This window comes from Streptomyces sp. NPDC034670 (genome assembly GCF_055574875.1).
Map to the genome: position 1 here is coordinate 86,584 of NZ_JBVITR010000013.1, position 26,678 is coordinate 113,261.

20 protein-coding genes are annotated in these 26,678 nt (G+C 74.1%); 3 read left to right on the plus strand and 17 right to left on the minus strand.

Annotated features, from left to right (window positions below):
* Nucleotides 1-128 precede the first annotated feature (128 nt).
* The 16 genes from ACZ56B_RS12410 to ACZ56B_RS12485 form a co-directional block, all read right to left on the minus strand.
* On the minus strand, nucleotides 129-1,334 hold the full coding sequence (locus tag ACZ56B_RS12410) for a sugar phosphate isomerase/epimerase family protein (RefSeq protein ID WP_468789032.1): 1,206 nt from the start codon (nucleotides 1,332-1,334) through the stop codon (nucleotides 129-131).
* A 164-nt stretch (nucleotides 1,335-1,498) separates the two neighbouring features.
* Nucleotides 1,499-2,887 carry a nucleotide pyrophosphatase/phosphodiesterase family protein gene (locus ACZ56B_RS12415; protein ID WP_468789034.1) on the minus strand — a complete coding sequence of 463 codons (1,389 nt, stop codon included), beginning with the start codon at nucleotides 2,885-2,887 and terminating at the stop codon, nucleotides 1,499-1,501.
* Nucleotides 2,884-4,062: a metabolite traffic protein EboE gene (eboE, locus tag ACZ56B_RS12420; protein ID WP_468789036.1), complete on the minus strand. Its 1,179-nt coding sequence runs from the start codon at nucleotides 4,060-4,062 to the stop codon at nucleotides 2,884-2,886. Before eboE ends, ACZ56B_RS12415 begins: the two co-directional genes overlap by 4 nt.
* Nucleotides 4,063-4,065: 3 nt before the next feature.
* Complete coding sequence (locus tag ACZ56B_RS12425; protein WP_468789038.1) at nucleotides 4,066-4,956, minus strand: TatD family hydrolase; 891 nt, start codon at nucleotides 4,954-4,956, stop codon at nucleotides 4,066-4,068.
* Nucleotides 4,956-5,738, minus strand: a complete 783-nt coding sequence (locus tag ACZ56B_RS12430; protein WP_468789040.1) for an EboA domain-containing protein — start codon at nucleotides 5,736-5,738, stop codon at nucleotides 4,956-4,958. The genes ACZ56B_RS12425 and ACZ56B_RS12430 overlap by 1 nt, the downstream gene beginning before the upstream one ends.
* Nucleotides 5,735-6,739 (minus strand): sugar phosphate isomerase/epimerase family protein, encoded by a 1,005-nt coding sequence (locus ACZ56B_RS12435; RefSeq protein WP_468789104.1) that lies wholly within the window; start codon nucleotides 6,737-6,739, stop codon nucleotides 5,735-5,737. The genes ACZ56B_RS12430 and ACZ56B_RS12435 overlap by 4 nt, the downstream gene beginning before the upstream one ends.
* Nucleotides 6,740-7,059: 320 nt before the next feature.
* Nucleotides 7,060-8,136 carry an SCO3242 family prenyltransferase gene (locus ACZ56B_RS12440; protein WP_468789042.1) on the minus strand — a complete coding sequence of 359 codons (1,077 nt, stop codon included), beginning with the start codon at nucleotides 8,134-8,136 and terminating at the stop codon, nucleotides 7,060-7,062.
* 5 nt (nucleotides 8,137-8,141) lie between these two features.
* Entirely contained in the window at nucleotides 8,142-9,317 is a 1,176-nt protein-coding gene (locus ACZ56B_RS12445) for an inositol-3-phosphate synthase (protein ID WP_468789044.1), read from the minus strand.
* Nucleotides 9,318-9,448: 131 nt separating this feature from the next.
* On the minus strand, nucleotides 9,449-13,162 hold the full coding sequence (locus tag ACZ56B_RS12450) for a ThuA domain-containing protein (protein ID WP_468789046.1): 3,714 nt from the start codon (nucleotides 13,160-13,162) through the stop codon (nucleotides 9,449-9,451).
* Between the two features lie 269 nt (nucleotides 13,163-13,431).
* Complete coding sequence (locus tag ACZ56B_RS12455) at nucleotides 13,432-14,430, minus strand: sugar phosphate isomerase/epimerase family protein (RefSeq protein WP_468789048.1); 999 nt, start codon at nucleotides 14,428-14,430, stop codon at nucleotides 13,432-13,434.
* A 14-nt stretch (nucleotides 14,431-14,444) separates the two neighbouring features.
* Entirely contained in the window at nucleotides 14,445-15,653 is a 1,209-nt protein-coding gene (locus ACZ56B_RS12460; RefSeq protein WP_468789050.1) for a Gfo/Idh/MocA family protein, read from the minus strand.
* An 80-nt stretch (nucleotides 15,654-15,733) separates the two neighbouring features.
* Complete coding sequence (locus ACZ56B_RS12465; RefSeq protein WP_468789052.1) at nucleotides 15,734-16,780, minus strand: substrate-binding domain-containing protein; 1,047 nt, start codon at nucleotides 16,778-16,780, stop codon at nucleotides 15,734-15,736.
* 17 nt (nucleotides 16,781-16,797) lie between these two features.
* On the minus strand, nucleotides 16,798-17,817 hold the full coding sequence (locus ACZ56B_RS12470) for an ABC transporter permease (protein ID WP_468789054.1): 1,020 nt from the start codon (nucleotides 17,815-17,817) through the stop codon (nucleotides 16,798-16,800).
* Complete coding sequence (locus ACZ56B_RS12475) at nucleotides 17,814-19,331, minus strand: sugar ABC transporter ATP-binding protein (protein ID WP_468789056.1); 1,518 nt, start codon at nucleotides 19,329-19,331, stop codon at nucleotides 17,814-17,816. The genes ACZ56B_RS12470 and ACZ56B_RS12475 overlap by 4 nt, the downstream gene beginning before the upstream one ends.
* 168 nt (nucleotides 19,332-19,499) lie before the next feature.
* Complete coding sequence (locus ACZ56B_RS12480; protein ID WP_468789105.1) at nucleotides 19,500-20,681, minus strand: ROK family protein; 1,182 nt, start codon at nucleotides 20,679-20,681, stop codon at nucleotides 19,500-19,502.
* A 242-nt stretch (nucleotides 20,682-20,923) separates the two neighbouring features.
* Entirely contained in the window at nucleotides 20,924-21,862 is a 939-nt protein-coding gene (locus ACZ56B_RS12485; RefSeq protein ID WP_468789058.1) for a beta-ketoacyl-ACP synthase III, read from the minus strand.
* A 288-nt stretch (nucleotides 21,863-22,150) separates the two neighbouring features.
* On the opposite strand from ACZ56B_RS12485, the gene fdhD reads away from it, so the two are divergent.
* Nucleotides 22,151-23,035, plus strand: coding sequence for a formate dehydrogenase accessory sulfurtransferase FdhD (fdhD, locus tag ACZ56B_RS12490; RefSeq protein WP_468789060.1), 885 nt, complete (start codon nucleotides 22,151-22,153; stop codon nucleotides 23,033-23,035).
* A gap of 72 nt (nucleotides 23,036-23,107) precedes the next feature.
* Nucleotides 23,108-24,343, plus strand: coding sequence for a DUF4185 domain-containing protein (locus tag ACZ56B_RS12495; RefSeq protein ID WP_468789062.1), 1,236 nt, complete (start codon nucleotides 23,108-23,110; stop codon nucleotides 24,341-24,343).
* Here ACZ56B_RS12495 and ACZ56B_RS12500 read toward each other — a convergent pair.
* Nucleotides 24,279-25,292 carry a bile acid:sodium symporter family protein gene (locus tag ACZ56B_RS12500; protein ID WP_468789106.1) on the minus strand — a complete coding sequence of 338 codons (1,014 nt, stop codon included), beginning with the start codon at nucleotides 25,290-25,292 and terminating at the stop codon, nucleotides 24,279-24,281. The two genes, ACZ56B_RS12495 and ACZ56B_RS12500, sit on opposite strands and share 65 nt — an antisense overlap.
* 433 nt (nucleotides 25,293-25,725) lie before the next feature.
* Here ACZ56B_RS12500 and ACZ56B_RS12505 point away from each other — a divergent pair, with 433 nt between their 5' ends.
* On the plus strand, nucleotides 25,726-26,601 hold the full coding sequence (locus tag ACZ56B_RS12505) for an aldo/keto reductase (RefSeq protein ID WP_468789064.1): 876 nt from the start codon (nucleotides 25,726-25,728) through the stop codon (nucleotides 26,599-26,601).
* Nucleotides 26,602-26,678: the final 77 nt, after the last annotated feature.

Sequence of the window (26,678 nt, forward strand, 5' to 3'; positions counted from 1 at the left end):
TGGTTCTTTCCCCCTCCTTTCCTGCGCGGGGGGGGGGCCCTGCCAGGGGCGGTTTCCCCGCGCCCACGGGGGGGGCGGGCCGCCCCCCCGGGGGGGGGGGGGGGGGCCCCCCCCGGCCGTGTCCCGGGTCAGCGGCGGCGCCCGCGCAGGGCCGCCAGGTTGTCGTAGCCGATCTTGGCCTCCCGCAGCGACTGCGCGGGGTCGGTGGCGCTCGGGGCGTTGTCGTCCTCGATCATCGGGTTGTGGTAGTTCCGCTGCCCGACCCGGGAGAAGAACGTCGTGTAGTCGATGACGCCGGTCCCGAAGGGCACCATCTCGTAGCCCATGCCGTTGGTGGTGCTCACGACGCCGTCCTTGGCGTGGAACAGCGGGTAGCGCTTGTTGTGGCGGGCGACCAGGCCGGCCGGGTCGAAGACGCTGCGCCGGGTGGAGCCGTCGTGGGCGGTGTACGTGTGGAACTTGTACTGGGCGACGTGCGCCCAGAAGATGTCCATCTCCAGCCAGACGAGCTTCGGGTCGGTGACCTTGAGGAAGTACTCCAGCTTCCGGATGCCCGAGCTGCGGGTCGGCCGGCCCTGGTCGTCCAGCGGGCCGCCGTCGAGCAGGAAGCCGTAGGCGCCGTCGTGGTTGTGGGTGTAGAGCTTGATGCCCTCGCGGCGGGCGATCGCTCCGAGGGCGTTCCACTTGTCGGCGGCCACGTCCCAGTCGGCGCGGTACGAGCTGCCGGTGGGGTCGCCGCCGGTGCCCATGTGGTCCATGCCGAGGATGTTGGCGATCTCCAGGTGCTTCTTGAAGGTGTCCAGGTCCTCCTTGGTCAGCGGCCAGGAGGGCGGGATGAAGCCGTGGTTGCCCTGGGCGCGCAGCCCGTAGTCGTCCAGCCAGCGGCGCAGCAGCTTCGCGCCCCGGACGGATTCCAGGTTGTCGCCGCCGGGGGCGTTGGCGTGCTGGCGGTAGCCGGCGAACTCCACCTGGCGGTAGCCGTGGCGGGCCAGCTGCCTGAACACCTCGCGGAAGCCGGAGGGCAGGTCGGTGGAGAGGGGGTCGCGGCCGGTGGCGTCGCGGACGGTGTAGAGGATGATGCCGCGCTTGTGCGGCGGGACGAGGACCTGCCCGCCGTGCCCGCGGTCGTGACCGCGGTCGTGGCCCCTGCCGTGGTCGTGGGCCAGGGCGGGGGCGGCGCCGAAGACCGGGGCCGCGACGGCCCCGGCCGCCACGGCGGTGCAGGTGCTGAGGAAGCGGCGCCGGTCCACGCCGAGGGAGCGGCGCAGTCCCTCGTCCGGGGCGCCGGCGGCGGGGTCGGCCGCTGCTCTGGAGGGGTCGGAGTACGGGGTCACGGGTGCCTGCCTTCTCGGTCGTGGCCGGTCCCGGTCCCGCCGGGACCGGCCGTTGTCAGTGCCGTGTGTTTCACTCTCGGTAGTCGGGTCTCGGAGGCCGTGCGCGGCGGCGTACGCGGTGTCGCGTGCGGCGCCGCGGGTGGTGCCGCACGCGGTGTGGCGCGTCAGCCGAGTCCGGCGAGCCGGAGCAGGAGGTGCTTGACGTCGGTGGCCGCCACGCGGTCGCCGACGGCGCGGGGGGTGGAGCAGATGAGGAGCGGACCGTCGTCGTCGCTCGCGGGGAGGCGGCCGTGGCTGCCGCGAACAGGTGACGGGTCCAGGGGCACGACCGCCATGCGGTAGCGCATGCCGAGTTTCTTGCGCGCCAGTGCGGTGGCCGCCCTGACCTTGACGTACGGGTCGAGGGGGTCCATGAAGAGCTCGACCGGGTCGTAGCCGGGTTTGCGGTGGATCTCGACGAGCTGCGCGAAGTCGGGCGCGCGGGCGTCGTCGAGCCAGTAGTAGTACGTGAACCAGGCGTCGGGTTCGGCGACGGCGACCAGTTCGCCGGCGCGCGGGTGGTCGAGGTGGTGGGCCTTCTTGCCCTCGTCGTCGAGGAGCTGCTCGATGCCGGGCAGTCCGGCCAGGGCGGCGCGGGTGGCGTCGAGGTCCTCGGGGCGGCGCACGTAGACGTGGGCGATCTGGTGGTCGGCGACCGCGAAGGCGCGGGAGGCCATCGGGTCGAGGTACTCCATGCCGTCCTGCGTGTGCACCTCGAGCAGGCCCGCGCGGCGCAGGGCGCGGTTGACGTCCACGGGCCGGTTCACCCGGGTGATGCCGTACTCGGACAGCGCGACGACGGTGCGGCCCTCGGCGCGGGCGTCGTCCAGGAGGGGGGCGAGGGCGGCGTCCAGGTCGGCGGCCGCCTTCAGGGAGCGCGGGTCGTCGGGGCCGAAGCGTTGCAGGTCGTAGTCGAGGTGCGGGAGGTAGCAGAGCGTGAGGTCGGGGCGGCGGGTGCGCATGATGTGGCGGGTGGCGTCGATGATCCACCGGCTGGAGACCAGGTCGGCGCCGGGTCCCCAGAAGTGGAACAGGGGGAACGTGCCGAACTTCTCGGTGAGTTCGTCGTGGAGCGCGGCCGGCCGGGTGTAGCAGTCGGGTTCCTTGCGGCCGTCGGCGTAGTAGACGGGACGGGGGGTGACGGTGATGTCGGTGTCGGCGCCCATGGCGTACCACCAGCAGATGTTGGCGACGGTGTAGCCGGGGTGGGCGCGGCGGGCGGCGTCCCAGAGCTTGTCGCCGGCGACGAGCCCGTTGTGCTGCCGCCACAGCAGGACGTCGCCGAGTTCGCGGAAGTACCAGCCGTTGCCGACGATGCCGTGCTCGGAGGGCATGGTGCCGGTGAGGAAGGTGGACTGGGCGGCGCAGGTGACCGCGGGCAGGACGGTGCCGAGCGGAGCGCGGGAGCCGGACCGGCCGAGGGCCTTGAGGCGGGGCATGTGGTCGAGGAGGCGGGGGGTGAGGCCCACGACGTCGAGGACGAGGAGGGGGGTGGGGCCGCTCGGTGGGGTCATGGCAGTTCCTTCAGGCCGAGGTCCGTCAGGAGGTCGCGGGCGAGGGTGAGTTCGGCGGCGATGCCGTCGGCGAGCTGGGCGCGGCTGCGGGGACGCAGCTCGGGCGGGAGGGCCTGCCAGGTGTAGGTCTCGACCTCGAGGTGGCGGGTGAGCGGGTGCGGGCCGCCGACCAGCCGGGTCAGGGCCGCCTCGAGGACGGGCAGCGTGGAGGTGAGGGGCGCGGCGGGGGCCGCGTGCAGGGGGACGTGGAAGTGGGCGCGCCAGGGCGCGGTGTCGGGCAGCGCGCCGCCGGCCAGGGCCTCGCCGAGGTCGTCGGTGCCGTGCGGCCCGGCGGCGCCGGGGGCGGGGGGCGTGCGGGTCTGGTGCAGGAAGCGGGGCTCGGCGAAGGCGGCCAGCGCCTCGCGGACGGCGGGCAGGTGGGGTTGCTCGGCGTGCAGGGCGGCGGAGAGCTGGGACTTGACCACGGGCACCCCGGCCCGGGCCAGGTCGTCCAGGGCGGTGTGCGGGTCCTCGAAGGAGGTGGCGAGGTGGCAGGTGTCGACGCAGATGCCGACGCGGTCGTGGCCGATCGCGGTGAGCGGGGCGATGGCGTCGCGGGTGGTCTCGACGACGCAGCCGGGTTCCGGCTCCAGGGCGACGCGGACGGAGCGTCCGGTCAGCTCCTGGAGGGCGTCGAGCCGCTCGGCGAGGGCGTGCAGGGCGGCGCGGGCCGTCTCGGCGCGCCGCGCGTCGTGGGCGGTGCGCCAGGCGAGCGGCAGGGTGGAGATGCTGCCGTCGGCGACGTCGTCGGGGAGCAGCCCGGCGAGGACGCGGGCGAGGGCGGTGGTGTGCTCCAGGCGTTCGGGGTTGGCCCAGTCCGGTTTGTAGACCCGGTACTTGACCTCCCCGGCGCCGAAGCCCTCGTAGGGGAAGCCGTTGAGGGTGACGACCTCCAGGCCCCGCCGTTCGAGCTCGCAGCGCAGGCCGCGCAGCGCGGACGGGTCGGTGACCAGGGCGTGCGCGGCGTCCCTGGCGAGCCACAGTCCGATGCCGAGCCGGTCGCGGCCGAGGCGGCGGCGGACGGGCTCGCAGTGGTCGCGGAGCTGGGCGAGGACGCCGTCGAGGGTCTCGGCGGGGTGGACGTTGGTGCAGTAGGCGAGGTGGACGGTGGAGCCGTCGGGGTGGCGGAAGCGCATGGCTCACGCCTCCGCGGCCGGAGCGGCGGACGGCCGGGGCTCGTCCTTCGGCGCGCCGCGCAGGATGGAGTTGCCCTCGTGGGTGGCGTCCGTGGCGGCGACGTCGAGGTCCAGCCGGCCGCTGAGTCCGTAGAAGGCGACGGGGTTGCGCCACAGCACCAGGTCGACGTCGTCCTCGGTGAAGCCCTCGGCGAGCATCAGGTCGGCGACCTTGCGGGTCTTGAGGGGGTCGCTCCTGCCCCAGTCGGCGGCGGAGTTCACCAGGACCCGCTCGGGGCCGTGGGCGCGCAGGATGGCGACCATCCGCTCCTCGTCCATCTTGGTGTCCGGGTAGACGGAGAAGCCCAGCCAGCAGCCGCTGTCCTTGGCCTCCTTGACGGTGGTCTCGTTGAGGTGGTCGACCAGCACGCGGTCCGGGGGGAGGGCGGACTCGCGGACCACGTCGAGGGTGCGGCGCAGGCCGGCGAGCTTGTCGCGGTGCGGGGTGTGCACCAGGGCGGGCAGGCCGTGGTCGGCGGCGAGCTGGAGCTGTGCGGCGAGCGCGGCGTCCTCGGCGGGGGTCATGGAGTCGTAGCCGATCTCGCCGACGGCCACGACGTTGTCCTTGACGAGGTACCGGGGCAGTTCGTCGAGGACGGGGGTGCAGCGGGGGTCGTTGGCCTCCTTGGGGTTGAGGGCGAGCGTGCAGTGGTGGGCGATGCCGTACTGGGCGGCGCGGAAGGGCTCCCAGCCGAGGAGGGAGTCGAAGTAGTCGAAGAAGGAGGCCGGGGAGGTGCGGGGCTGGCCGAGCCAGAAGGAGGGTTCGACGACGGCGCGGACGCCCGCGGCGTACAGGGCCTCGTAGTCGTCGGTGGTGCGCGACGTCATGTGGATGTGGGGGTCGAAGAGGCGCATCAGGACTCCTTGCCGTGGGGGCCGTGGGGGCCGTGGGGGTGGTCCGTGCCGTGCGTCGGGGTGGCGGCGGACGGGGCGGACGAGGAGGCCGGCGCGGCGGGCGCGGTCAGGGCCAGGACGCGGCGCAGGTCCTCCGGGACGGTCCGGCCGGCGGCGGTGCGCTCCTCGGCGTAGTCGCCCAGCATGCGGGCGAGTTCGCCGTCACCGCGGGCGCGCCGGGCCAGGTCCGCCACGTGGTCGACGGCGACGCCGGTGAACAGGCACTTCAGCACGGCGTGCCGCCAGGCGTGGGCGTCGAGGTGCCGGGCGGCGTACGGGCCGACGGCGGCGGCGAGCAGGCGGGTGTCGTTGGTGCGCAGGGCGTCCTCGACGAGCGGGAGGGCGTCGGGGCCGGGCACCAGGTGCGGCAGGGCGTGCAGGACCGCGCGGCGTTCGTCCGCGGTGCCCTGGTGGTAGACCCGGGCCAGGGCGTCGGCGTCGGCGCGTGCCGCGTGCAGGACGAGGACGCGGGCGGCGTCGGCGTGGGCGGGACCGCAGCGGCGGCCGGCCTCCGCCAGGCGCAGCTCCCACACGGAGATGGGTCCGTGGGCGCCGGGATGGGCGGCGGCCTCCTCGAGCGCCTGGTCGAGCCAGGCGCGGGCGGCTCCTCCCAGGTGCTCGGCGAGGTGCCGGTGCAGTTCGGCGGGCGGGGTGAGGGCGGGGGTGGTGCCGTCACCGGGGGTCGCCCGGTCGCCGGTGGTGCCTGCCCCCGGGGTGGCCGGGGTGGCATCGGGGCGGGTCATGGGGTGGTGCTCCCTTCGGGGGTGGCGGAGGGATCGCCGTGCGGCGGGGCGGGGGGTGCGGCGGTCGCCGCGAGCCCGGCGGCGCGGCGCAGGAACGGCAGGGAGCGGGCGGCGAAGTGGGGGCCCGCGTGGGAGTGGCGGGGCAGTTCGACGACGGTCAGGCCCCGGTATCCGGTGGCGGCGAGGGCCGCGAGGACGGGCGGGAAGTCGATCTCGCCGTCCCCGAGGGGGAGGTGCTCGTGGACGCCCCGGCGCATGTCCTCGATCTGGACGTGGCGCAGCCAGGGGGCCGCCTCGCGCACGCAGTCGGCGGGAGGGAGGGGTTCCAGGCACTGGCAGTGGCCGATGTCCAGGGTGAGGCCGAGGGGCTCGGGGTCGCCGAGCGTGCGGCGCAGGCGGTGGAAGCCGGCGAGGGTGGCGAGGAGGTGCCCCGGCTCGGGTTCGACGGCGAGCGGGACTCCGGCGTCGGCGGCGGCCTCCAGGACGGGGGTGAGCGTCTCGGCGAGGCGCTTCCAGGCGGTGTCCTCGTCGGTACCGGCGGGCGGGACGCCGCTGAAGCAGTGGACGGCGTGCGCGCCGAGGTCGGCGGCGACGCGGACGGCCCGCACGAGGAGGTCGACGCGGCGGGCGCGGTCGTCCGGGTCGGGGTCCAGCAGCGACGGGCCGTGCTTGCGGCGGGGGTCGAGCACGTAGCGGGCCCCGGTCTCCACCGTGACGCCGAGCCCGAGCGCGTCCAGCCGGTGCGCGACCCGGCGGGTGCGGGCGGCGAGGTCCGGGGCGAGCGGGTCGAGGTGCATGTGGTCGAGGGTCAGGCCGACGCCGTCGTAGCCGAGGTCGGCGAGCAGGGCGAGGGCGTCGTCGAGCCGGAGGTCGGCGAGGCCGTTGGTGCCGTAGCCGAAGCGGAGGGGAAGCGGGAGGGCGCCGCCCGGGTCCGGCCGTGGGCCTGCGGCCGCGTCGGCCGCGGGCCCACGGGTCGCGGCTGGGCCGGTCGCGCCGGTCACCGCCGGGCCGGTCACGGCCGGGCCGGTCGCGCCGGTCACGGCCGGGCCGGTCGCGCCGGTCACGGCCGGGCCGGTCGCGCCGGTCACGGCCGGACCAGTCGTCGCCGGACCAGCCGCGGCCGAGCCGGTCGCCGCCGGACCGGTCGAGGCCGGACCAGCCGCGGCCGAGCCGGTCACCGTCGGACCGGTCGAGGCCGGACCAGCCGCGGCCGAGCCGGTCGCCGCCGGGCCGGTCGCCGCCGGGCCGGTCGAGGCAGCGTCGGTCACGGCCGGGCCCGGTGCGGCCGCGCCCCCGTCCGGCTCCCGGCTCGGGTTCCGCCTCATGTGATGCTCACCTTCCTCATGCCGGCCCTCCTCGCGAACATCCGGCCGGCCGGGGCCAGGGCCGCGACCAGCAGGGACGTGGCGGTCGCCCCGGACCGGGCGGCCAGCGCGGCCTGGAGGGGGACCGTGGCCCGGATGCCGCCGCCGACGGCGCGCTGGGTGAGCGGGGGCGAGGGGTTGAGCGCGGCGTGGAGGTAGGGGCGGGCGGCCGTGGCGGCGTAGGCGGCGCCCAGGGCGGTGGCGAGGGTGCCGGCGGCCCGGCGCGGGTGCTCCGCCGGGCCGGGGCCCGGCAGGCCGGGGGCGGCTGCTGCCCGCCGGCCTGCCGGGAGTCGGGTGCGGCGGTGGGTGACCAGCCGGGTCAGCGCCCCCGTCGTCGCCAGGGCCGCCAGCGGGACCAGGGCCGAACCGCCGGTGGTCTCCCGGCGGGACACGGCCGTCACCGCGAGGGTGTGGGTGCCCAGCAGCGCGGCGGAGGGCAGTGCGGCGCGGGTGCCGCCGCCGGTGGCCGCGGCGCCCAGGAGCAGGTCCAGTCCGCGGGCGGCGGCCATGGCCGCGGGACCGGCGGGCGTGTGCTTCAGCGCCAGGTCGTAGGCCCAGACGGTCGCCGCCAGGGGTGCGGCCACCGCGAGGGCGGGCCGTCCCGCGGCGGCGGCGAGCGCCAGGCCGGCGCCGGTGAGGCCGCAGGCCGCGGTGAGGGCGGCGGCCGGCCGGATGCGGCCGGACGGGAGCGGGCGGTGCGGGCGTTCCACGGCGTCCTCGGCGCGGTCCGCCCAGTCGTTCAGGGCCATGCCGGCCTCGTACAGGCACAGGGAGGATCCGACGGCGAGCAGGGTGCGGGGTCCGGGACGCGCGCCGGCCGCCGCCGCGCCGGCCAGGGCGTCGCCGGGGACGGTGAACAGGGCGGGCAGGCGCAGCAGTTCGGCCCAGGCGCCCGCGCGGCCGGAGCGGGAGCGCAATGCGCGGGACGTTCGGGACGCAGCGCCCTCGGGGGACGGGGCGGTGTCCCCGGGGGCCGGGCCCTCCCCCGCCGCCGGCCCGCCCGGCGCGGAGGTGCCCGGCGCCGGGGCGGCCATGCGGCTCACCGCCGCGTCCCGTGGCCGTCGGCGTCGTCCCGCAACCGCCCGGCGAAGCGTTTCAGTTCGACGTACTGCTCGGCCAGTGACGACGGTCCGTCCCCGACCGGGTCCTTGAAGTAGAAGCCCAGTTCGCGCAGCGGGCCGGTCAGGCCCTTCTGCCGGGCGCGGACGACCAGCCGGGCCAGGTCGAGGACGAGCGGGGCGGCGAGCGCCGAGTCGCAGCCCTGCCAGATGGTCTGCAGGACCATGCGGGAGCCGAGGAAGCCGTCGAAGGCGACGTGGTCCCAGGCCGTCTTCCAGTCGCCGAGCGCGGGCACGTCGTCGATGTGGACCTCGCCCTGGGGCGTGGCGCCGAGGGTGTCGGCGAGGACGCGTTCCTTGCCGGCGTTCTTGGCGGCGGCGGCCGCGGGGTCGGCGAGGGCGGCCCCGTCGCCGCCGCCCAGGAGGTTGGTGCCGGACCAGGCGCGCACGGCGAGGGCGCGCTGCGAGAACATCGGGCCGAGCACGGAGCGCAGCAGGGTCTGCCCGGTCTTGCCGTCGCGGCCCGCGTACGGCAGGCCCGAGGACGCGGCGAGCGCGGCCAGCTCCGGGTGGTGCAGTCCCGTGGAGGGGGTGAAGTTGACGTAGGGGCAGCCGGCGCGCAGGGCGGCGGCCGCGTAGAGGGAGCTGACCGGCAGCGTGCCGTCGGTGGGGGCGGGCTCGGTGGAGGCGACGTTCACCACGACGGCGCCCGCGAGGTCCTGGCGGCTCACGAAGTCGCGGATGTCGGCCGCGAACACGTCGATCAGCTCGTCGTGGTGGCGGCCCGGGCCGCCGTCCGGGTCACCGGGCAGGGGGCCGCCGGGCCGGATCTCCCGGTCGGCGGCGAGGAGTTCGGCGTGCACGGCGGAGGGCAGGCCGTGCGGCAGGACGCCGCCGGCGGCGAGGTGTTCGGCGCGTTTGGGCAGCGGGCAGTCGACGGTGTCGTGGCCGCCGAAGACGAGGGACGACAACGGGGGCAGTCCGCAGTCGGTGAAGTCGGGGGTCTCGGTGACCATGCCGGTCGGCGGGTGGAGTCCGGCGGTGACGGCGGCGCAGCCCGCGATCGCGGTCGTGGCCACGGATCCGCGCGCCCCGATGAGCCAGACGCCGAAGCGCGGGGCCGGGGAGGGGGTGGGGAGGGACGGTTCGGCGGACATGGGCAGCCTCCTTGTCGTACGCGAACCGGGTGGGGAGCGCCGGAGGCGGACGAGCGGGGTGCCGGGCGCGGGGCCCGGCGGGACGGCGGGCGGAGGTCCGGCGTCCTCCGCCCGCCGCCGTTCCGGTTGCCCTAGGAGGGCAGCTCCTTCAGCTGGATGTTGCGGAAGGAGACCTGGTCGTCGGCGCCGTGGTTCTGCAGGCCGATGTGGCCGTCGGCCAGGCTCCGCTCCGGGTCCTTGTTGGTGAAGTCGTTGATCTTGACTCCGTTGAGGAACACCTGGAGGCGCTCGCCCCGGACCTTGATCTCGTAGGAGTTCCACTGGCCGGGCGGACGCAGGACCTGATCACGGGCCTTGATGTTCGCCGACTTGAACGAGTAGACGGAGCCCGTGGTGCGGTCGGGCGCGTCCGTGGCGTCGATCTGGATCTCGTAGCCCTTGTTCACCGCGGACCAGGGGTCGTCGGAGGCCGGGAAGCCCACGAAGACACCGGAGTTGTCGTCGCCCCGCATCTTCCAGTCGAGCTTGAGGGAGTACGACTTCAGCTCCTTGGCCTGGTACCAGAGCAGCCCCATGCCGCCCTCGGTCTCCAGCGTGCCGTCCTTGACGTTGAACTTCCCGGGGCCGGCCTGCTTCCAGCCGTCCAGGGTGTGGCCGTTGAAGATCTTCCGGTACCCCTTGTCCGGCTTGCAGTCCGCCTTGACCTGGCCGGTGGCGTACCGCAGGCCGCCGAGCAGGTGGGCGCGGAAGGACTCCTCGGCGTAGGACTCCTTGGTGTGGCCGCCGCCGGTGTAGAAGGAGCGGCCGCCGCCGTAGCTCTGGCACCAGGCGATCGGGTGGTCGCCCTTCATGGTGCCGCCCTGGTAGGTGGTCTCGTCGAGGGTGGCGAGGACCTTGGCCTGCTCACGCGGGTTGGTGCGGTAGTTGTACCACTCGTCGGTGCGCTCCCAGGCGTCGTCCAGGTGCGCGGTGGCGGGGTGGTCGTGGTCCTCGACGCGCACGGTGGCCTTCTGGATCGCCGGGTGCGAGTCGAAGTGGGCGCCGACGAGACCGCCGTAGAACTCCCAGTCGTACTCGGTGTCGGCGGCGGCGTGGATGCCGAGGTAGCCGCCGCCGTTCTTCACGTAGTTCTCGAACGCCTTCTGCTGCTCGGCGTTCAGCACGTCACCGGTGGTGGACAGGAAGGCGACCGCGTCGTACTTGGCGAGGTTGGCGGTGGTGAACTGCCGGGCCTCCTCGGTCGCGTCGACCGTGATGCCGGCCGGGCCGCCGAGTTCCTTCAGGGCGGCGACGCCCGCCGGGATGGAGTCGTGCCGGAAGCCGGCCGTCTTGGAGAAGACCAGGACCTTCTTGCCGCCCTTGAACGGCTCCTTGGAGAACTCGAAGTCGTCCACGTCGTACAGCGCGCCCTCGCCGCCCTTGAAGACCAGGTAGATCTCCGTGGTCTTCTTCGGCAGTGCCCGCAGCGGCACGTCGACGTTCTGGAACGTCTCCCAGCCGCCGGTCGGCGGGATGTACGCCGAGCTGTGCAGCGGCCCGTCGGGCGAGCCGGTGCGCAGTTCGACGAAGCCGCCGGCGCCGCCGGAGGAGGCCCGCACGGTCAGCTTCCGCTGCCCGTCGAACCGGTACGGGGTGAAGGAGATCCAGTCGCCGTCGTGGATGTCGCCGACGGTCTTGCCGCCGTTGGCGCCGGTCTTGTCGATCACCGACACACCCTGCTGGGCGGTGAAGTGCTCGGCCTGGCGGTGCAGGGGCTGGAGCACGGTGCGCGCGGTGCCGGTCAGGGCCTCCTGCCCGTTCGCCCCGCCGTCGGTGTAACTGGCGCCGACGACGCCGTAGATGTTGGCGTTGGGGTCGTGGCCGCCGTCCCCGGGGGGCGGCTTCAGGGTGCCTTCACAGCCCGTCTCGCTGGTCAGCTCGTGGGCGTGGGAGTCGTGGCCGAGGCTGTAGACGACCTTGACCCTGGAGCAGTCGATCCTCTCCTCGGGGTCGGTGACGGTCACCTTGAACGGGACGGGCTCGCCGAAGGCGGCCAGGCTGCCGTTGCCCGGGACGTCGATCCTCACCTCGGGCTCGGTGTTGCCCACCACGATGCGGACGCTGGCGCTGCCCGTGTTGCCCTCGGGGTCCTTCGCGGTGAAGGTCGCGGTGTAGGTGCCGGTCTTCTTGTACTTGTGGGTGGGGGTGAGGCCCTCGCCCCGGGTGCCGTCGCCGAAGTCCCAGCTGTAGGTGAGGTCCGGGGAGTCGGCGTCCTTGACGGAGGCGGTGAACCTGACCTTCAGGCCGGCCGCTCCGGAGGTCTTGTCCGCGCTCACCTCGGCGATCGGGGAGAAGCCGTCCTCGGCGTTCTCGATCCGGTACAGCGCGGAGTTCTCGTCGCCCTGGAACCAGGAGACGCCGTAGTCCAGGACGTAGAGCGCGCCGTCGGGGCCGAAGTCCATGTCCATGATCTGGGTGCCGGTCCACGGGAAGTCGTTGATCTTCGCGACGGAGCCGTCCCCGTTCTGCTCGATCCGCTTGATCCAGCGGCGGCCGAACTCGCCCGCGAAGAAGTCGCCGTCGAACTCCTCGGGGAACTTGACGCTGGAGTCGAGGTCGGGGTCGTAGCGGTAGACCGGGCCGGCCATCGGGGACTCGGAGCCGCTGCCGAACTCGGGCAGGGAGCCGCCGTCGTACGGGATCCAGGCGGGCTGGGCGGGCGGCAGGTCGACCAGGCCGGTGTTGTGCGGCGAGGTGTTCTTCGGGGCGTCGCAGTCGAACTTCTCACCGGAGGTCCTGGTGGCGAAGTCGTAGTCGACGTAGGCGTCGTTGTCGCCGGTGCAGAACGGCCAGCCGAAGTTGGCGGCCTCGGTGACCTTGGCGAACTCCACCTGTCCCGCCGGGCCCCGGTTCGGGTCGGCGGCGCCGGCGTCGGGGCCGTAGTCGCCGACGTAGACGGTGCCGGTCTTGTCGTCGACGCTCATCCGGAACGGGTTGCGGAAGCCCATGGCGTAGATCTCGGGGCGGGTCTTCTCGGTGCCCGGGGCGAAGAGGTTGCCCTCCGGGACGGTGTACGAGCCGTCCTCGGCGACCTTGATGCGCAGGATCTTGCCGCGCAGGTCGTTGGTGTTGCCGGAGCTGCGGCGGGCGTCGAAGGCCGGGTTGCGGTCCGGCCGGTCGTCGATCGGGGTGTAGCCGTCGGAGGCGAAGGGGTTGGTGTCGTCGCCGGTGGACAGGTAGAGGTTGCCCTCGGCGTCGAAGTCGATGTCGCCGCCGACGTGGCAGCAGGTGCCGCGGGAGGCCGCGACGTCCAGGACCTTCTTCTCGCTGGACAGGTCCAGCGTGCCGTTGGGGTTCAGGACGAAGCGGGAGAGGCGGTTGACGCCGTCGAACTTCGCGAAGTCCGCGGCGGTGCCGTTCTCCGGGGCGTCCCCGGCGGGGGTGTCCAGCGGCGGGGCGTAGTAGAGGTAGATCGCCCGGTTGTTCTCGAAGTCCGGGTCGACGCCGACGCCCTGCAGGCCCTCCTCGTCATGGCTGTAGACGGGGATCCGGCCCGCGACCTTGGTGACGCCGCCCTGGTCGGTCAGGCGCAGCGTGCCGTCGCGGGAGGTGTGCAGGACGCTGCGGTCCGGGAGGACGGCGAGCGACATCGGCTCGCCCATCTCGGGCTCGCCCTTGGCGAGCGGTACCTGCTGGAACTGCCCCTCCGCGGCTGCCGGTCCGTCGTGCTCCGGGTGGCCCGGGTGGGCGCCGGCGACGGTCGCCGGGGTGCCGACGGCCAGCATCAGGCCGGTGACCAGGGCGAGGGCGGTACGAAGTGCGGGACGCCTCGCGGCGCGGGTGGGTGCGGGTCTGCTTCTGTGCACGAAGTCCCTCCGGGAACGGGGTGGGGCCGTACGGAACAGGTGCGAAGACGTGCGGTGCGTGCGGGTGCCGGGGTGCGCCGTCACCCCGGAGACGTGGGTGTCCTGAGCACTTCAGGGACGGTAACCGCGTTCTTCCGGGACGAACACCCCTTGTACCGGGGATGGTTGAACTTCTTCCCCCTGCAGGACAAAGCGGAATCCGGGCAGGCCCGGCCGGGGACCGGCGGATGCTCCGGTCCCCGGTCCCGGCCTGCCGCCGGGCGCGCCGGTCAGCTGCTGAACGCGGCGTCGAAGGACGCGCCGGGCGGCTCGAAGTCGAACGCCTTGAGGCGGGTGAGCGCCTCGGGGGCGCCCTGGAGCCGGTCCATGCCGGCGTCCTCCCACTCCACCGAGATCGGGCCCGTGTACCCGATCGAGCGCAGCATCCGGAAGACGTCCTCCCAGGGGACGTCGCCGTGGCCGGCGGAGACGAAGTCCCAGCCGCGCCGCGGGTCGCCCCAGGGCAGGTGGGAGCCGAGGCGGCCGTTGCGGCCGTCGAGGCGCGTGCGGGCCTCCTTGCAGTCGACGTGGTAGATCCGGTCGCGGAAGTCCCACAGGAAGCCGACCGGGTCGAGGTCCTGCCACACGAAGTGGGAGGGGTCGAAGTTGAGGCCGAAGGCCGGCCGGCGGTCGACCGCCTCCAGGGCGCGGACGGTCGTCCAGTAGTCGTAGGCGATCTCGCCGGGGTGCACCTCGTGCGCGAACCGCACGCCCTCCGCGTCGAACACGTCCAGGATCGGGTTCCACCGCTCGGCGAAGTCCTCGTAGCCGCGCTCGATCATCGCCTCGGGCGCGGGCGGGAACATGGCGACCAGGTGCCAGATGGCGGAGCCGGTGAACCCGATGACGGTGTCCACGCCGAGCCGGGCCGCGGCGCGCGCCGTGTCCCCGATCTCGGCGGCGGCCCGCCGGCGCACGCCCTCGGGCTCGCCGTCGCCCCAGATCCGGGCGGGCAGGATCGCCCGGTGGCGCTCGTCGATGATGGCGTCGCACACGGCCTGGCCGACCAGGTGGTTGGAGATCGCCCGGCACTTCAGGCCGTACTTGTCGAGGAGCTGGTGGCGGGAGGTGACGTAGGACGGGTCGGCGAGGGCCTTGTCGACCTCGAAGTGGTCGCCCCAGCAGGCCAGTTCCAGGCCGTCGTAGCCGAAGTCGCGGGCCAGTCGGCAGACCTCCTCCAGGGGCAGGTCCGCCCACTGGCCGGTGAACAGCGTGAAGTCGCGCGGCATCCGTGTCCTCCTGCTCAGACGTCGATCGGGGTGTAGACGGAGTTCTTCCCGGCGCTCTCCTCCACCGCCGCCAGGACGCGCTGCACCTGGAGCCCGTCGGCGAAGGAGGGTTCGGGGCTGCGGCCCTCGGCGACGGCGTGGACGAGGTCGCGGGCCTGGTGCACGAAGGTGTGCTCGTAGCCGAGGCCGTGGCCCGGCGGCCACCAGGCGTCCAGGTAGGGGTGGTCGGGCTCGGTGACGAGGATGCGGCGGAAACCGGCGTGCTCCCCGGCCTCCGTGCCGTCGTGGTACTCCAGCTCGTTGAGCCGCTCCAGGTCGAAGGCGAGCGAGCCGCGCTCGCCGTTGAGTTCGATGCGCAGGGCGTTCTTGCGTCCGGTGGCGTAGCGGGTGGCCTCGAAGGAGGCGAGGGCCCCGGAGGCGAAGCGGCCGGTGAACAGGGCGGCGTCGTCCACGGTGACCTGTCCGGTGCCGCCGGCGGGGACGGCGGCCAGGCCGCTGCTCGGCGCCGTGGGCAGGGGCCGCTCCCGCACGAAGGTCTCGGTGAGCGCGGAGACGCCCGCCAGCCGCTCGCCGGCCAGGTACTGCGCCAGGTCGACGATGTGCGCGCCGAGGTCGCCGAGCGAACCGGAACCGGCCTGCTCGCGGCGCAGCCGCCAGGTGAGCGGGAAGGCGGGGTCCACCAGCCAGTCCTGGAGGTACGCCACCCGTACGTGCCGCAGGGTGCCGAGACGGCCCTCGGCCACCATCCGCCGGGCCAGCGCGGTCGCGGGCACCCGGCGGTAGTTGAAGCCGACCATCGCCAGCTTCCCCCGTTCCCGCGCCTCTTCGGCGGCGCGGACCATCGCCTCGGCCTCGGCGACGGTGTTGGCCAGCGGTTTCTCGCACAGCACGTGCTTGCCGGCGGCGAGCGCGGCGAGTGCGATCTCGGCGTGGCTGTCGCCGGGGGTGCAGATGTCGACGAGGTCGACGTCGTCCCGTTCGACCAGGGCCCGCCAGTCGGTCTCGGCGGCCGCCCAGCCGTGCCGGTCGGCCGCCGCGCGCACGGCGTCGGCGTCCCGGCCGCAGATCACGGCCAGTTCGGGGCTCAGCGGCAGGTCGAAGACGCGGCCCGCGGTGCGCCAGCCCTGGGAGTGGGCGGCGCCCATGAAGGCGTAGCCGACCATGCCGACGCGCAGCGGTGGCTTCCCCCCGCCTGCCCCTTCTGACGCTTGCGGCTGTGCCATACGGATGTCCTCCTCATCGTCGTGGCGGGCGGGGGCGGCCCCCGCCCGGTGGGCTGGTCAGGCCCGTGGGGCGGGGCTCCTCACTTGAAGCCGGTGGACATGTACTGGTCCACGTTCTCCTTGTCGACGACGGCCGAGTACAGCGTGAGCGACGCCGGGATCTCGTACTCGGCGAGGCCGCCGACGCCCTTGCCCTGGCCGAGGGCGCGGGCGAGGTCGATCGCGGAGGCGGCCATCGTCGGCGGGTACAGGACCGTCGCCTTCAGGACGCCGTTGTCGGCCTTGATGGCCTCGAAGGCGGAGAGCGCGCCCGCCCCGCCGACCATCAGGAAGTCGTCGCGCCCGGCCTGGTCGATGGCGCGCAGCGCGCCCACGCCCTGGTCGTCGTCGTGGTTCCACAGTGCGTCGAACTCCGGCTGTGCCTGGAGCAGTTGGGCCATCTTGGCCTGGCCGGACTCGACCGTGAACTCGGCGGCCTGGCGGGCCACCTTCTTGATGCCCGGGTAGTTCTTCAGGGCGTCGTCGAAGCCCTGGGTGCGCTGCTTGGTCAGTTCCAGGTTGTCCAGCCCGGCGAGTTCGATGACCCGGGCGTCGGGCTTGTCCTTGAGCTTCTCGCCGATGTAGTGGCCGGCGTTCAGGCCCATGCCGTAGTTGTCGCCGCCGATCCAGCAGCGGTACGCCTGCGGGCTGTTGAAGATCCGGTCGAGGTTGACCACGGGGATGCCGGCCCGCATCGCCTTCAGTCCGACCTGGGTGAGCGCCTTGCCGTCGGCGGGCAGGATCACCAGGACGTCGACCTTCTTGTTGATGAGGGTCTCGATCTGGCCGATCTGCTGGGCGGTGTCGTTGGACCCCTCGGTGGACTCGAGGGTGACGTCGGAGTACTTCTCCGCCCGCTTCTTGGCGTTGTCGTTGATGGCCGCGAGCCAGCCGTGGTCGGCCTGCGGTCCGGCGAAGCCGATGGTGACCGGCTTGCCGGGCTTGTCGTCGGCGGGCTGGTTGTTCGCGGCCGGCTCGTCGGCGTCGGACTCGTTGCTCGTGCAGCCGGTGAGGAAGGCACCGGCGGACACGGCGGCGGCTCCGAAGAGGAGTCCTCTGCGGCTCGCGAAGGGCGTGGGCTGTGGCATGGCGGTGAACCCTTTCCTCAGGTCGTGCTCGCGGTACGGCGCTGGACCAGCACGGCGGCGACGATGATCGCGCCCTTGGCGATCTGCTGGACGTCGCTCTGCAGGTTGTTCAGGGCGAAGATGTTGGTGATGGTGGTGAAGATCAGGACGCCGAGCACGGAGCCGACGATGGTGCCGCGGCCCCCGGTGAGCAGGGTGCCGCCGATGATCGCGGCGGCGATGGCGTCGAGTTCGTAGAGGTTGCCGTTGGTGTTCTGGCCGGAGCCGGACAGGACGATCAGCAGGAAGGCCGCGATGCCGCAGCACAGCCCGGACAGCAGGTAGAGGTACAGCCGCTGGCGGCGCACGTCGATGCCGGCCAGCCGGGCGGCCTCCGCGTTGCCGCCGACGGCGACGGTGCGGCGCCCGAAGGTGGTCCGGTTGAGCACCAGCCAGCCGATGACGGTGACCGCGGCGAACACCAGGACCAGCGGCGGGATCCCGAGCACGTAGGCGTCGCGCTCGCCGAGGTCGAGGACGCCGTCGACGGTGACGATCTGGGTGCGCCCGTCGGTGATCTGCAGGGCCAGGCCGCGGGCCGAGGCCAGCATGGCGAGGGTGGCGATGAAGGGGACCATCCCGCCGTACGCGATGAGCACCCCGTTGACCAGTCCGCAGCCGAGGCCCACGAGGACGGCGGTGAACAGGATGCCGCCGAAGCCGTACTCCTGCGTGGCGACCGTGGTCGCCCACACCGAGGCGAGGGCGACGATCGCGCCGACCGACAGGTCGATGCCGCCGGAGATGATGACGAAGGTCATGCCGACGGTGACGACGCCGATGACGGAGGCCTGGGTGAGGACCAGTTGCAGGTTGCGGGTGTCGAGGAACTCGTCCGGTTTGGTGATGCCGCCGATGAGGACCAGCACGGCGAGCACGCCGAGCAGCGACCACGTGCGGACGTCGGCGCGGAACAGCACGGCGCGCCAGGCGGGTGGTTCGGCTGCCTGCGGCACCTTGCCGGTGCTGTCCCGCGGCGGGGAGACGGGCTGCGTCATGACGCCGGGCTTCCTTCCATGACCAGGTCGAGTACACGGTGTTCGTCGAGTTCGCGGGCGGGTGCGGTGTGGACGACCCGGCCCTCGCGCAGGACCAGGACGCGGTCGGCGAGGCCGAGCACCTCGGGCACCTCGCTGGAGACCAGCAGCACGGCGAGGCCCTCGTCCGCCAGCCGGCGGACGACCGCGTACAGTTCGGCGCGGGCGCCCACGTCGACGCCGCGCGTGGGCTCGTCCAGGAGCAGGACCCGGCAGCCGCGCAGCAGCCAGCGCGCGAGCACGGCCTTCTGCTGGTTGCCGCCGGACAGGGTGCGCACGGGCACGTCCGGGTTGTCGGGCCGCAGGGACAGTTCGCGGGTCGCCGCGCGCGCCGCCCCCAGTTCGGCGCCGCGGTCGATCCAGCCGCCCCGCGCGAAGCGGGACAGGGAGGAGACCGACACGTTGCGGGTGACGGACTCCAGCATGAGCAGCGCCTGCGCCTTGCGCTCCTCGGGGGCGAGCCCGATGCCGGCCCGTACGGCCGCCCGCACGCTGCCCGGCCTCAGGGGGCGCCCGTCGACGAGGACCCGGCCGGTGTCCGGCCTGCGGGCGCCGTAGACCGTCTCGAGGATCTCCGAGCGGCCGGAGCCGACGAGCCCCGCGAGCCCGACGATCTCGCCGGGTCGCACCTGGAGGTCGAGCCGGGCGAACTCGCCCCGGCGGGACAGTCCTTCGACGGTGAGCACCGGTTCGGCCCGCGGCGCGGAGGCGGGCCGCTCGGGGAAGACGTACTCGACGTTGCGTCCCGTCATCAGCGCGACCACCTCGCGGGTCGGCGTCGACTCCGCGGGCAGTCCGCCGGCGACGGCCCGGCCGTCCTTCAGCACGGTCACCCGGTCGCCGATGCGCCGGATCTCCTCCAGGCGGTGCGAGATGTAGACGACGGCCACCCCGTCGGCGGTGAGGTCGGCGACGATGCGGAAGAGGTTGTCGACCTCGTCCGGGTCGAGGGCGGCGGACGGCTCGTCCATCACGATGAGCCGCACGTCGTGGGAGAGCGCCCGCGCCATCGACACGATCTGCTGCTGCGCCGCCGACAACTCGCCGACCAGGCGGGCCGGGTCGATCTCCGGGTGCCCGAGCCGCGCGAGCAGCCGGGCCGCCGAGACCCGCGCGGCCTTCCCCCGGACGACGAAACCGGCAGTCGTGGGCTCGTGGCCGAGGTGGACGTTCTCGGCGACCGACAGGTGTTCCACCAGGTCGAGTTCCTGGTAGATGGTGGCGATGCCGAGGCGCATGGCGGCGATCGGGGAGCGCAGGACGACCGCTTCCCCGCGCCAGCGGATGGTGCCCGTGTCGGGCTGGTGGGCGCCGGCCAGCACCTTGATCAGGGTGGACTTCCCGGCGCCGTTCTGGCCGAGCAGGCAGTGCACCTCGCCGGCCTGGACGTCGAGGTCGACGCCGTCCAGGGCCCGGACTCCGGGGAAGGACTTGGTGATGCCGGACATGCTGAGCAGCGGTGGTTCTGGTGCCATGCGGATTCCCCTCGGCGGGCGTGCGGGCCGGTTCAGGGCGCGGTCGGGCCGACGTTGTCAGGGCAGGGCGGAGCGGCGGAGCGGTACGGGTACCGGTGGGACGTGCGGCGGTGCGTGCGGTGCGGCGGGACGTGCGGCGGTGCGTGCGGTGCGGCGGTGCGGTGGGTCCTACGCGGGTGAGAACAGGTGGTCGCTGATGAGCCGGGCCGCGCCGATGACGCCGGCGGCGGGGCCCAGCTCGCCCAGGACGATGGGCAGGTTGCCGGTCGCCAGCGGCAGCGACTGGCGGTAGACCTGGGTGCGGATCGCGGCGAGCAGGGTGTGGCCGAGGCCGGTCACCCCGCCGCCGATCACCACCAGGCCGGGGTTGAAGAAGCTGACCAGGCCGGCGATGACCTGGCCGGTGCGGTTGCCGCCCTCGCGGATCAGGTCGAGGGCGGTGGCGTCCCCCGCGGCGGCCGCCGCGGCGACGTCGACGGCGCTGAGCGCGCCGTTCGTCTCCAGGCGGCTCGCGAGTTCGGCGGAGAGCTGCTGCTGGGCGGCCTCCGTGGCGTCCCGGGCGAGGGCCGCGCCGGAGAAGTGCGCCTCCAGGCAGCCCCGGTTGCCGCAGGCGCACGGGCGGCCGTCGGGCACGGCCTGGATGTGCCCGATGTCGCCCGCGCTGCCCGTCGTACCGCGGTAGACCTCACCGCCGACGACGATGCCGCAGCCGATGCCGGTACCGATCTTGACGCAGAGGAAGTCGGCGACGGTGCGGGCGACGCCCGCGTGCTGCTCCCCCAGCGCCATCAGGTTCACGTCGTTGTCGACCATGACCGGGCAGCCGAGTTCCTGGCTGAGCGCCTCCCGCACGGGGAAGCCGTCCCAGCCCGGCATGATCGGCGGAGCCACCGGGACGCCCTCGGGGAAGCGGACCGGGCCGGGGACGCCGATGCCGGCGCCGTCGAACCCCTCCGCGAGTCCCGAGGCCTTCAGCTTGGCGGCCATGGCCAGGACCTGCTCGAAGACCGCGACCGGTCCCTCGCGGACGTCCATGGGCTGGTTGACGTGCCCGAGGACCTCCAGTTCGGCGTTGGTGACGGCGACGTCGACCGAGGTCGCGCCGATGTCGACGCCGAGGAGACGCAGGTGCGGGTTGAGCCGGATGTTGTGGGAGCGCCGGCCGCCGCGCGAGGCGGCGAGCCCGTCGGCCACCACCAGCCGGGTCTCCAGCAGCCGGTCCACCTCCACGGCCAGCTTCGACCGCGAGAGGTCGACCTGGTCCCCCAGTTGTGCGCGGGAGTTGGGGCCGCCGTCACGCAGCAGCCTCAGGAGCCGGGCCTGGTGGGCGTTCGCGGGCCGCGCCGTCATACGTCTCACGATCCCCTCCCGCCTCCGTCGGCCCGTGCGTGCCGGATCCCGGTCACGCCGTGGCGTGCTTTCGGAGGGAACGTAGCAGCGGCTGCCCGGGGTGGGAAGAAGTCGCGCAGGAATTGCCCCCGACTTTTTCCACTCACAGGACAAAGGTGCCCGGGAGGGCGCCCGGAAGCCCCCCGCACCGGCCCGGACGCCCCGCGGGGAGCGAACGCCGGTGTGCGGGGCGGCGGGGTCCCTCAGGGGCAGCGCACGACCTGGCCCGCGTAGGACAGGTTCCCGCCGAAGCCGAACAGCAGGACCGGGTCGCCGGTCGACACCTCGCCCCGCTCCACCAGCTTGGAGAAGGCGAGCGGGACGCTCGCGGCCGAGGTGTTGCCGGACTCGGTGACGTCGCGGGCGACCACGGCGTTGACGGCGCCGATCCGGCGCGCGAGGGGTTCGATGATCCGCAGGTTGGCCTGGTGCAGCACGACGGCCGCGAGGTCCTCGGGCGTCAGTCCCGCCTTCTCGCAGGCCTGGCGCGCGAGGGACGGCAGCCGCGTGGTCGCCCAGCGGTAGACGCTCTGTCCCTCCTGGGCGAACCGCGGCGGCGTCCCCTCGATCCGCACCGCGTGCCCCATCTCGGGCACCGAGCCCCACAGGACCGGGCCGATCCCGCCCTCCCCGCCGGCCTCCACCACGGCCGCGCCCGCCCCGTCGCCGACGAGCACGCAGGTGGAGCGGTCGGTCCAGTCGGTCACGTCGGTCATCTTGTCGGCGCCGATCACCAGGGCGCGGCTCGCCGCCCCGGCCCGCACGGCGTGGTCGGCGGTGGCCAGCGCGTGGGTGAACCCGGCGCAGACCACGTTGACGTCCAGCACCGCCGGGCCGGGCACGCCGAGGCGTGCGGCGACCCGGGCGGCCATGGTGGGCGAGCGGTCGATCGCGGTGGACGTGGCGACCAGGACCAGGTCGATGTCGGCGGGTGTCCGGCCGGCCGCCGCGAGCGCCTTGGCGGCGGCGTGCGCGGCCAGTTCGTCGACCGGCTCGTCGGGGCCCGCGACGTGACGGGTGCGGATCCCCACCCGGCTCGTGATCCACTCGTCGCTGGTGTCCACCATGCCCGCCAGGTCCTCGTTGGTGAGCACTCCGGCGGGCTGGTAGTGGCCGAGGGCGGCGATGCGCGAGCCGGTCATGGGTGGATCCCCTCGTGGGTCGGTGGCGGGATGCCCCAGTCTGATCAGTGACTCACGGGTACGGGGGCAGGCGAAGCGACAGGAATCGGGGATCGGGCTTGTCGGCTTCGGTCAGGCCCCGCACGCGGCCGTGCGCGCCCACCGCGGCGCCGCCCCGCACGTGCAGGACAATGGGACCGTGGAGGTCACCCCGCCGCACGACGGCCCGGTGACCCGCGACGACCTGCGCGTCGGGGCACGCTTCGGCCACCGGCGCGTACCGGACCGGGACCGATCAGGACTGGGGACATGGGACGAGTCACGGAACGACGCAAGGTGATCCGGATCCGGGACGGGGTGGTGTCCAGCCGGCCGGACACGCTCGTCACCGAGGAACCCCTGGAGATCCGGCTGAACGGCCGGCCGCTGGCGATCACCATGCGCACCCCGGGGGACGACTTCGCGCTGGCGGCCGGGTTCCTGGTGAGCGAGGGCGTCCTGGCGGCCGCGTCCGACCTGCGGAACATCGTGTACTGCGCCGGGGCGACGCGTGGGGGCACCTCCCGCTCGGGCGAAGCCGGGAGCGGGGGAGGGTCCAACACCTACAACGTGGTGGACGTGAGCACCGCGCCCGGCGTGACGGTCCCGGACATCACCCTGGAACGCAACGTGTACACCACCTCGTCCTGCGGCCTGTGCGGCAAGGCCAGCCTGGACGCGGTGCGCACCACCACCCGCCACCCCGTCGCCGACGCTCCCCCGCTGCGCCTGACCCCGGAGCTGCTGGCGGGCCTGCCCGACCGGCTGCGCGCGGCCCAGCGGGTCTTCGACCGCACCGGCGGTCTGCACGCGGCGGCCCTGTTCGACGAGGAGGGCGAGCTCCTCGACGTGCGCGAGGACGTGGGCCGGCACAACGCGGTCGACAAGCTGGTCGGCCGCGCCCTGCAGGACGGGAGGCTGCCGCTGTCGCGGACGGTCCTCATGGTCTCCGGCCGGGCCTCCTTCGAGCTGGCGCAGAAGGCGGTGATGGCCGGCGTCCCGGTGCTGGCGGCCGTCTCGGCCCCGTCGTCCCTGGCGGTGGACCTGGCGGCGGAGACGGGGCTGACGCTGGTGGGCTTCCTGCGGGGAAGTTCCATGAACGTGTACGCGGGCGAGGAGCGCGTCGTCCTGCGGGCCGCGGCCGCCCGGGGCTGACCGGACCCCGGGGCCGGGGCCGTCCCCCTGCCCCATGGACCTGCGCCACGCCGGCCACTAACGTCCCGGAGCGTGCCCGACGACGCAGCACGCGCACGGCGACGGACGGGGACCGGGATCGGTCTGCTGCTGGCCCTGGTCCTCGGGGCGGCGCTGCTCACCGCGCTCCCGGAGGAGGACGACCGCCGGCGGGAGGGCGACGCCTGCACGCCGCGCACCGTCGCCTCCTGGTCCGCCGACCCCGCCCTCACCTCCGAGTTCGCCCGCTACGGCGACGACCCCGCCCGCACCGACGACTGGACCGGCGGCGACGGCACCCACTCGGTGCGGCTGCCCGACGGCCGGCTGCTGTGGCTGTTCTCCGACACCTACCTGGGCCGGGTGCACCGCCCGCCCAACCCGGTCGGCGAGTCCTCCACCTGGCGGGACGCCACCGCCCCGCTGGTGCGCAACTCGGCGGTGCTGATGCGCGACGGCCGCCTGGAGCACACCCTCCCCGCCCCGCTCTTCCCCGACCCCGCCCCGGACCGGTGGCGCTGGCCGGTCGCCGCCCGGGTCGAGCCGCGTTCCCCCGGCTCCGCCGAACAGGTCGTGCGGGTCCTGCTGTGGGTGCGGGCCACCGGACAGGCCCCGTGGATCTACGGCGTGCCCGCCGCCACCGAGGTCGCCACGCTCTCCCTGCCCGACCTGCGCCTGGAGTCGGTCGTGACGGTGCTCGACCAGCAGCAGGTCCCCGACCCGTCGCGACGGGTGCTGTTCGGCACGACCCTCGTCGCCCAGGACGGCTGGACGTACGTCTTCGGCGGCGACGACGGCCGCCCCGCCTCCCGCCCGGCCTCGCACGCCTACGTGGCGCGCGTCCCGGAGGGCGGGCTGGCGGACCCGGCCGCCTGGGAGTACTGGGACGGCTCGGCGTGGCAGACCCGCGCCCGCCCGCGCCCGGTGCTCGGCGACGGACGGCACAGGGGCGTGGGCAGCGCGTTCTCCGTGGTGCGGGTGGACGGGACGTACGTGCTGTTCACGATGGCCGCGGGCGCCGCGGGACTGACCACGGTGGCGGCGTACTGGGCCTGCTCCCCGACCGGGCCGTGGCACGGGCCGGAGGAGGAGTTCGGCCCCGCGCTGCCGCGGGACGGCACCGCCGCCTACAACCCGCAGGCGCACCCGGAGCTGAGCGACGGCGGGCGGCTGGTGCTCAGCTACGACGTGAACTGGCTGGAGACGGCCGGCGCCGCCGTGATGCTCAGCCGGAACGTGTCCCTGTACCGGCCCCGGTTCTTGACGATCCGGCTCGACGGGGCGCGGTGACCTCCCCGGCGGGGTCGTGGGAACGGCGCTTGGCGATCACCGCGCACACCACCAGCTGCATCTGGTGGAAGAGCATCAGCGGCAGCACCGCCAGCGAGGCCTGCGCCCCGAACAGCACGCTCGCCATGGGCAGCCCGGCGGCCAGCGACTTCTTCGAGCCGGCGAACTGGATCGCGATCCGGTCCGCGCGGCCGAACCCCAGCGCCCTGGCGCCGTACCAGGTCAGCAGCAGCATCGCGGCGAGCAGCGCGGCCTCGACGACGAGCAGCCCGCCGAGCCGGGCCGGGCTCACCCGGTGCCAGACGCCCTGGACCGTGCCCTGGCTGAACGCGGTGTAGACGACGAGCAGGATCGAGCCCCGGTCGACCAGCCCCAGCACCCTCCGGTGGCGGGCGACGAAGGACCCGATCCAGCGGCGCAGCACCTGCCCGGCGACGAACGGCACCAGCAGCTGTCCCACGATCTTCAGCACCGAGTCGGCGGAGAACCCGCCCGTGCCGCCGCCGAGCAGCGCCGCCGCGAGCAGCGGGGTGACGACGATGCCGGCCAGCGAGGAGAAGGAGCCGGCGCAGATCGCGGCGGGCACGTTGCCGCGGGCGATCGAGGTGAAGGCGATCGACGACTGGATGGTGGAGGGCACCAGGGTGAGGAAGAGCAGGCCCTGGTACAGGGGGTCGGTCAGGAGCACCGGGACCAGTCCGCGGGACGCGAGGCCCAGCAGCGGGAAGACGACGAACGTGCAGGCCAGGACGGTGACGTGGAGCCGCCAGTGCCGCAGGCCGTCCAGCGCCTCGCGGGTGGACAGCCGGGCGCCGTAGAGGAGGAAGAGGAAGGCGATCGCGGCCGTGGAGGCGCCCGACGCGACGTCCGCCCCGGTGCCGCGGGCCGGGACCAGCGCGGCGAGGCCCACCGTCGCGAACAGGAGCAGGAGGTACGGGTCGACCGGCATCCAGGCCGGCCAGCGCAGGCGTTTCACGGTGCTCCACTTGCTCGGTCGTGCGGGGGCGCGCCCGTGGGCGCGCCTCGGCGTCCCCCGGCCGTGCGGGGACGGGGGACCCCTCCATCCTGCTCCCTCCCGGCCGCGACCAGGAATCCGGTACACCGTTCCCGCCGTCCATCACGTCCGCGACGAGCGCGCCCGCCTGCCGGCCGTGCGGCCCCCCGCCCGCCCGCGGACGTTCCTGTCCGTGACGCGGCGGGCCGGTCCGGTCCGCACCCCCGGGTCCCGGCGCGGGCCGGTCACCGGGGAGCGGGGACTGCTCACCCCGTCGCCGGGACCGGAGCGGAAGGCGGCCGAGAGGGCCCGCGGGAAGGGGCCGGGGCAGTTCGCCCCCAGGTGAATTCCCCGGTCAGGAATGCACCACGGGCCGTGATCGTTGACCATGGGGTTGACCATCCGACCACAACCGAAGGATCGAGAGCTCGTGAGCAAGGTCCCCCCGATCACCCTGAACAACGGCGTCGAGATGCCCCAGCTGGGTCTCGGCGTCTGGCAGGTGCCGGACGACGAGGCGGAGGAGGCCGTCGCGACGGCGCTGGAGGCCGGCTACCGCAGCATCGACACCGCGGCGGCGTACGGCAACGAGGAGGGCACCGGCAGGGCCATCGCGCGGTCGGGCGTCCCCCGCGAGGACCTCTTCGTCACCACCAAGCTCTGGAACAGCGACCAGGGGTACGACTCCGCCCTGCGCGCCTTCGACGCGTCCCTGTCGAAGCTCGGCCTCGACTACGTGGACCTGTACCTCATCCACTGGCCGACGCCGGAGCGCGGTCTGTACGTCGACACGTACAAGGCGTTCGAGAAGCTGCACTCCGACGGCCGGATCCGCGCCATCGGCGTGTCCAACTTCCTCCCCGAGCACCTGGAGCGCCTGACCGCCGAGACGTCCGTGATCCCGGCCGTCAACCAGATCGAGCTGCACCCGCACCTGCAGCAGCACGCCGCGCGCGAGTACCACGCGGAGCGGGGCATCGTCACCGAGGCGTGGTCGCCGCTCGGCTCCGGCAAGGGCGTCCTCGAGATCCCGGCGATCGTGGCGATCGCCCGGAAGCACGGCCGCACCCCGGCCCAGGTCGTCCTGCGCTGGCACCTCCAGCTGGGCAACGTCGTCATCCCGAAGTCGGTGACGCCGTCCCGGATCAGGGAGAACATCGACGTCTTCGGGTTCAGCCTGGACGACGAGGACCTCGCCGCGATCAGCGCGCTGAACGAGGACCGGCGGCTGGGCCCGGACCCGGCGGAGTACAACGGGGCCTGAGGTCCCGCGGGGGGGGGGGGGGGGGGGGGCGGGGGGGGGGGGGAGGGGGGGGGGGGGTGGGTGGGGGGGGGGGGTGA

Excerpts from the sequence above, each read along its gene's own strand:
- ACZ56B_RS12415 (WP_468789034.1), bottom strand. The coding sequence starts at position 2,887 with ATGACCCCACCGAGCGGCCCCACCCCCCTCCTCGTCCTCGACGTCGTG.
- eboE (WP_468789036.1), bottom strand. The coding sequence starts at position 4,062 with ATGCGCTTCCGCCACCCCGACGGCTCCACCGTCCACCTCGCCTACTGC.
- ACZ56B_RS12425 (WP_468789038.1), bottom strand. The coding sequence starts at position 4,956 with ATGCGCCTCTTCGACCCCCACATCCACATGACGTCGCGCACCACCGAC.
- ACZ56B_RS12430 (WP_468789040.1), bottom strand. The coding sequence starts at position 5,738 with ATGACCCGCCCCGATGCCACCCCGGCCACCCCGGGGGCAGGCACCACC.
- ACZ56B_RS12440 (WP_468789042.1), bottom strand. The coding sequence starts at position 8,136 with ATGGCCGCCCCGGCGCCGGGCACCTCCGCGCCGGGCGGGCCGGCGGCG.
- ACZ56B_RS12445 (WP_468789044.1), bottom strand. The coding sequence starts at position 9,317 with ATGTCCGCCGAACCGTCCCTCCCCACCCCCTCCCCGGCCCCGCGCTTC.
- ACZ56B_RS12455 (WP_468789048.1), bottom strand. The coding sequence starts at position 14,430 with ATGCCGCGCGACTTCACGCTGTTCACCGGCCAGTGGGCGGACCTGCCC.
- ACZ56B_RS12460 (WP_468789050.1), bottom strand. The coding sequence starts at position 15,653 with ATGGCACAGCCGCAAGCGTCAGAAGGGGCAGGCGGGGGGAAGCCACCG.
- ACZ56B_RS12465 (WP_468789052.1), bottom strand. The coding sequence starts at position 16,780 with ATGCCACAGCCCACGCCCTTCGCGAGCCGCAGAGGACTCCTCTTCGGA.
- ACZ56B_RS12470 (WP_468789054.1), bottom strand. The coding sequence starts at position 17,817 with ATGACGCAGCCCGTCTCCCCGCCGCGGGACAGCACCGGCAAGGTGCCG.
- ACZ56B_RS12475 (WP_468789056.1), bottom strand. The coding sequence starts at position 19,331 with ATGGCACCAGAACCACCGCTGCTCAGCATGTCCGGCATCACCAAGTCC.
- ACZ56B_RS12480 (WP_468789105.1), bottom strand. The coding sequence starts at position 20,681 with ATGACGGCGCGGCCCGCGAACGCCCACCAGGCCCGGCTCCTGAGGCTG.
- ACZ56B_RS12485 (WP_468789058.1), bottom strand. The coding sequence starts at position 21,862 with ATGACCGGCTCGCGCATCGCCGCCCTCGGCCACTACCAGCCCGCCGGA.
- fdhD (WP_468789060.1), top strand. The coding sequence starts at position 22,151 with ATGGGACGAGTCACGGAACGACGCAAGGTGATCCGGATCCGGGACGGG.
- ACZ56B_RS12500 (WP_468789106.1), bottom strand. The coding sequence starts at position 25,292 with ATGCCGGTCGACCCGTACCTCCTGCTCCTGTTCGCGACGGTGGGCCTC.
- ACZ56B_RS12505 (WP_468789064.1), top strand. The coding sequence starts at position 25,726 with ATGGGGTTGACCATCCGACCACAACCGAAGGATCGAGAGCTCGTGAGC.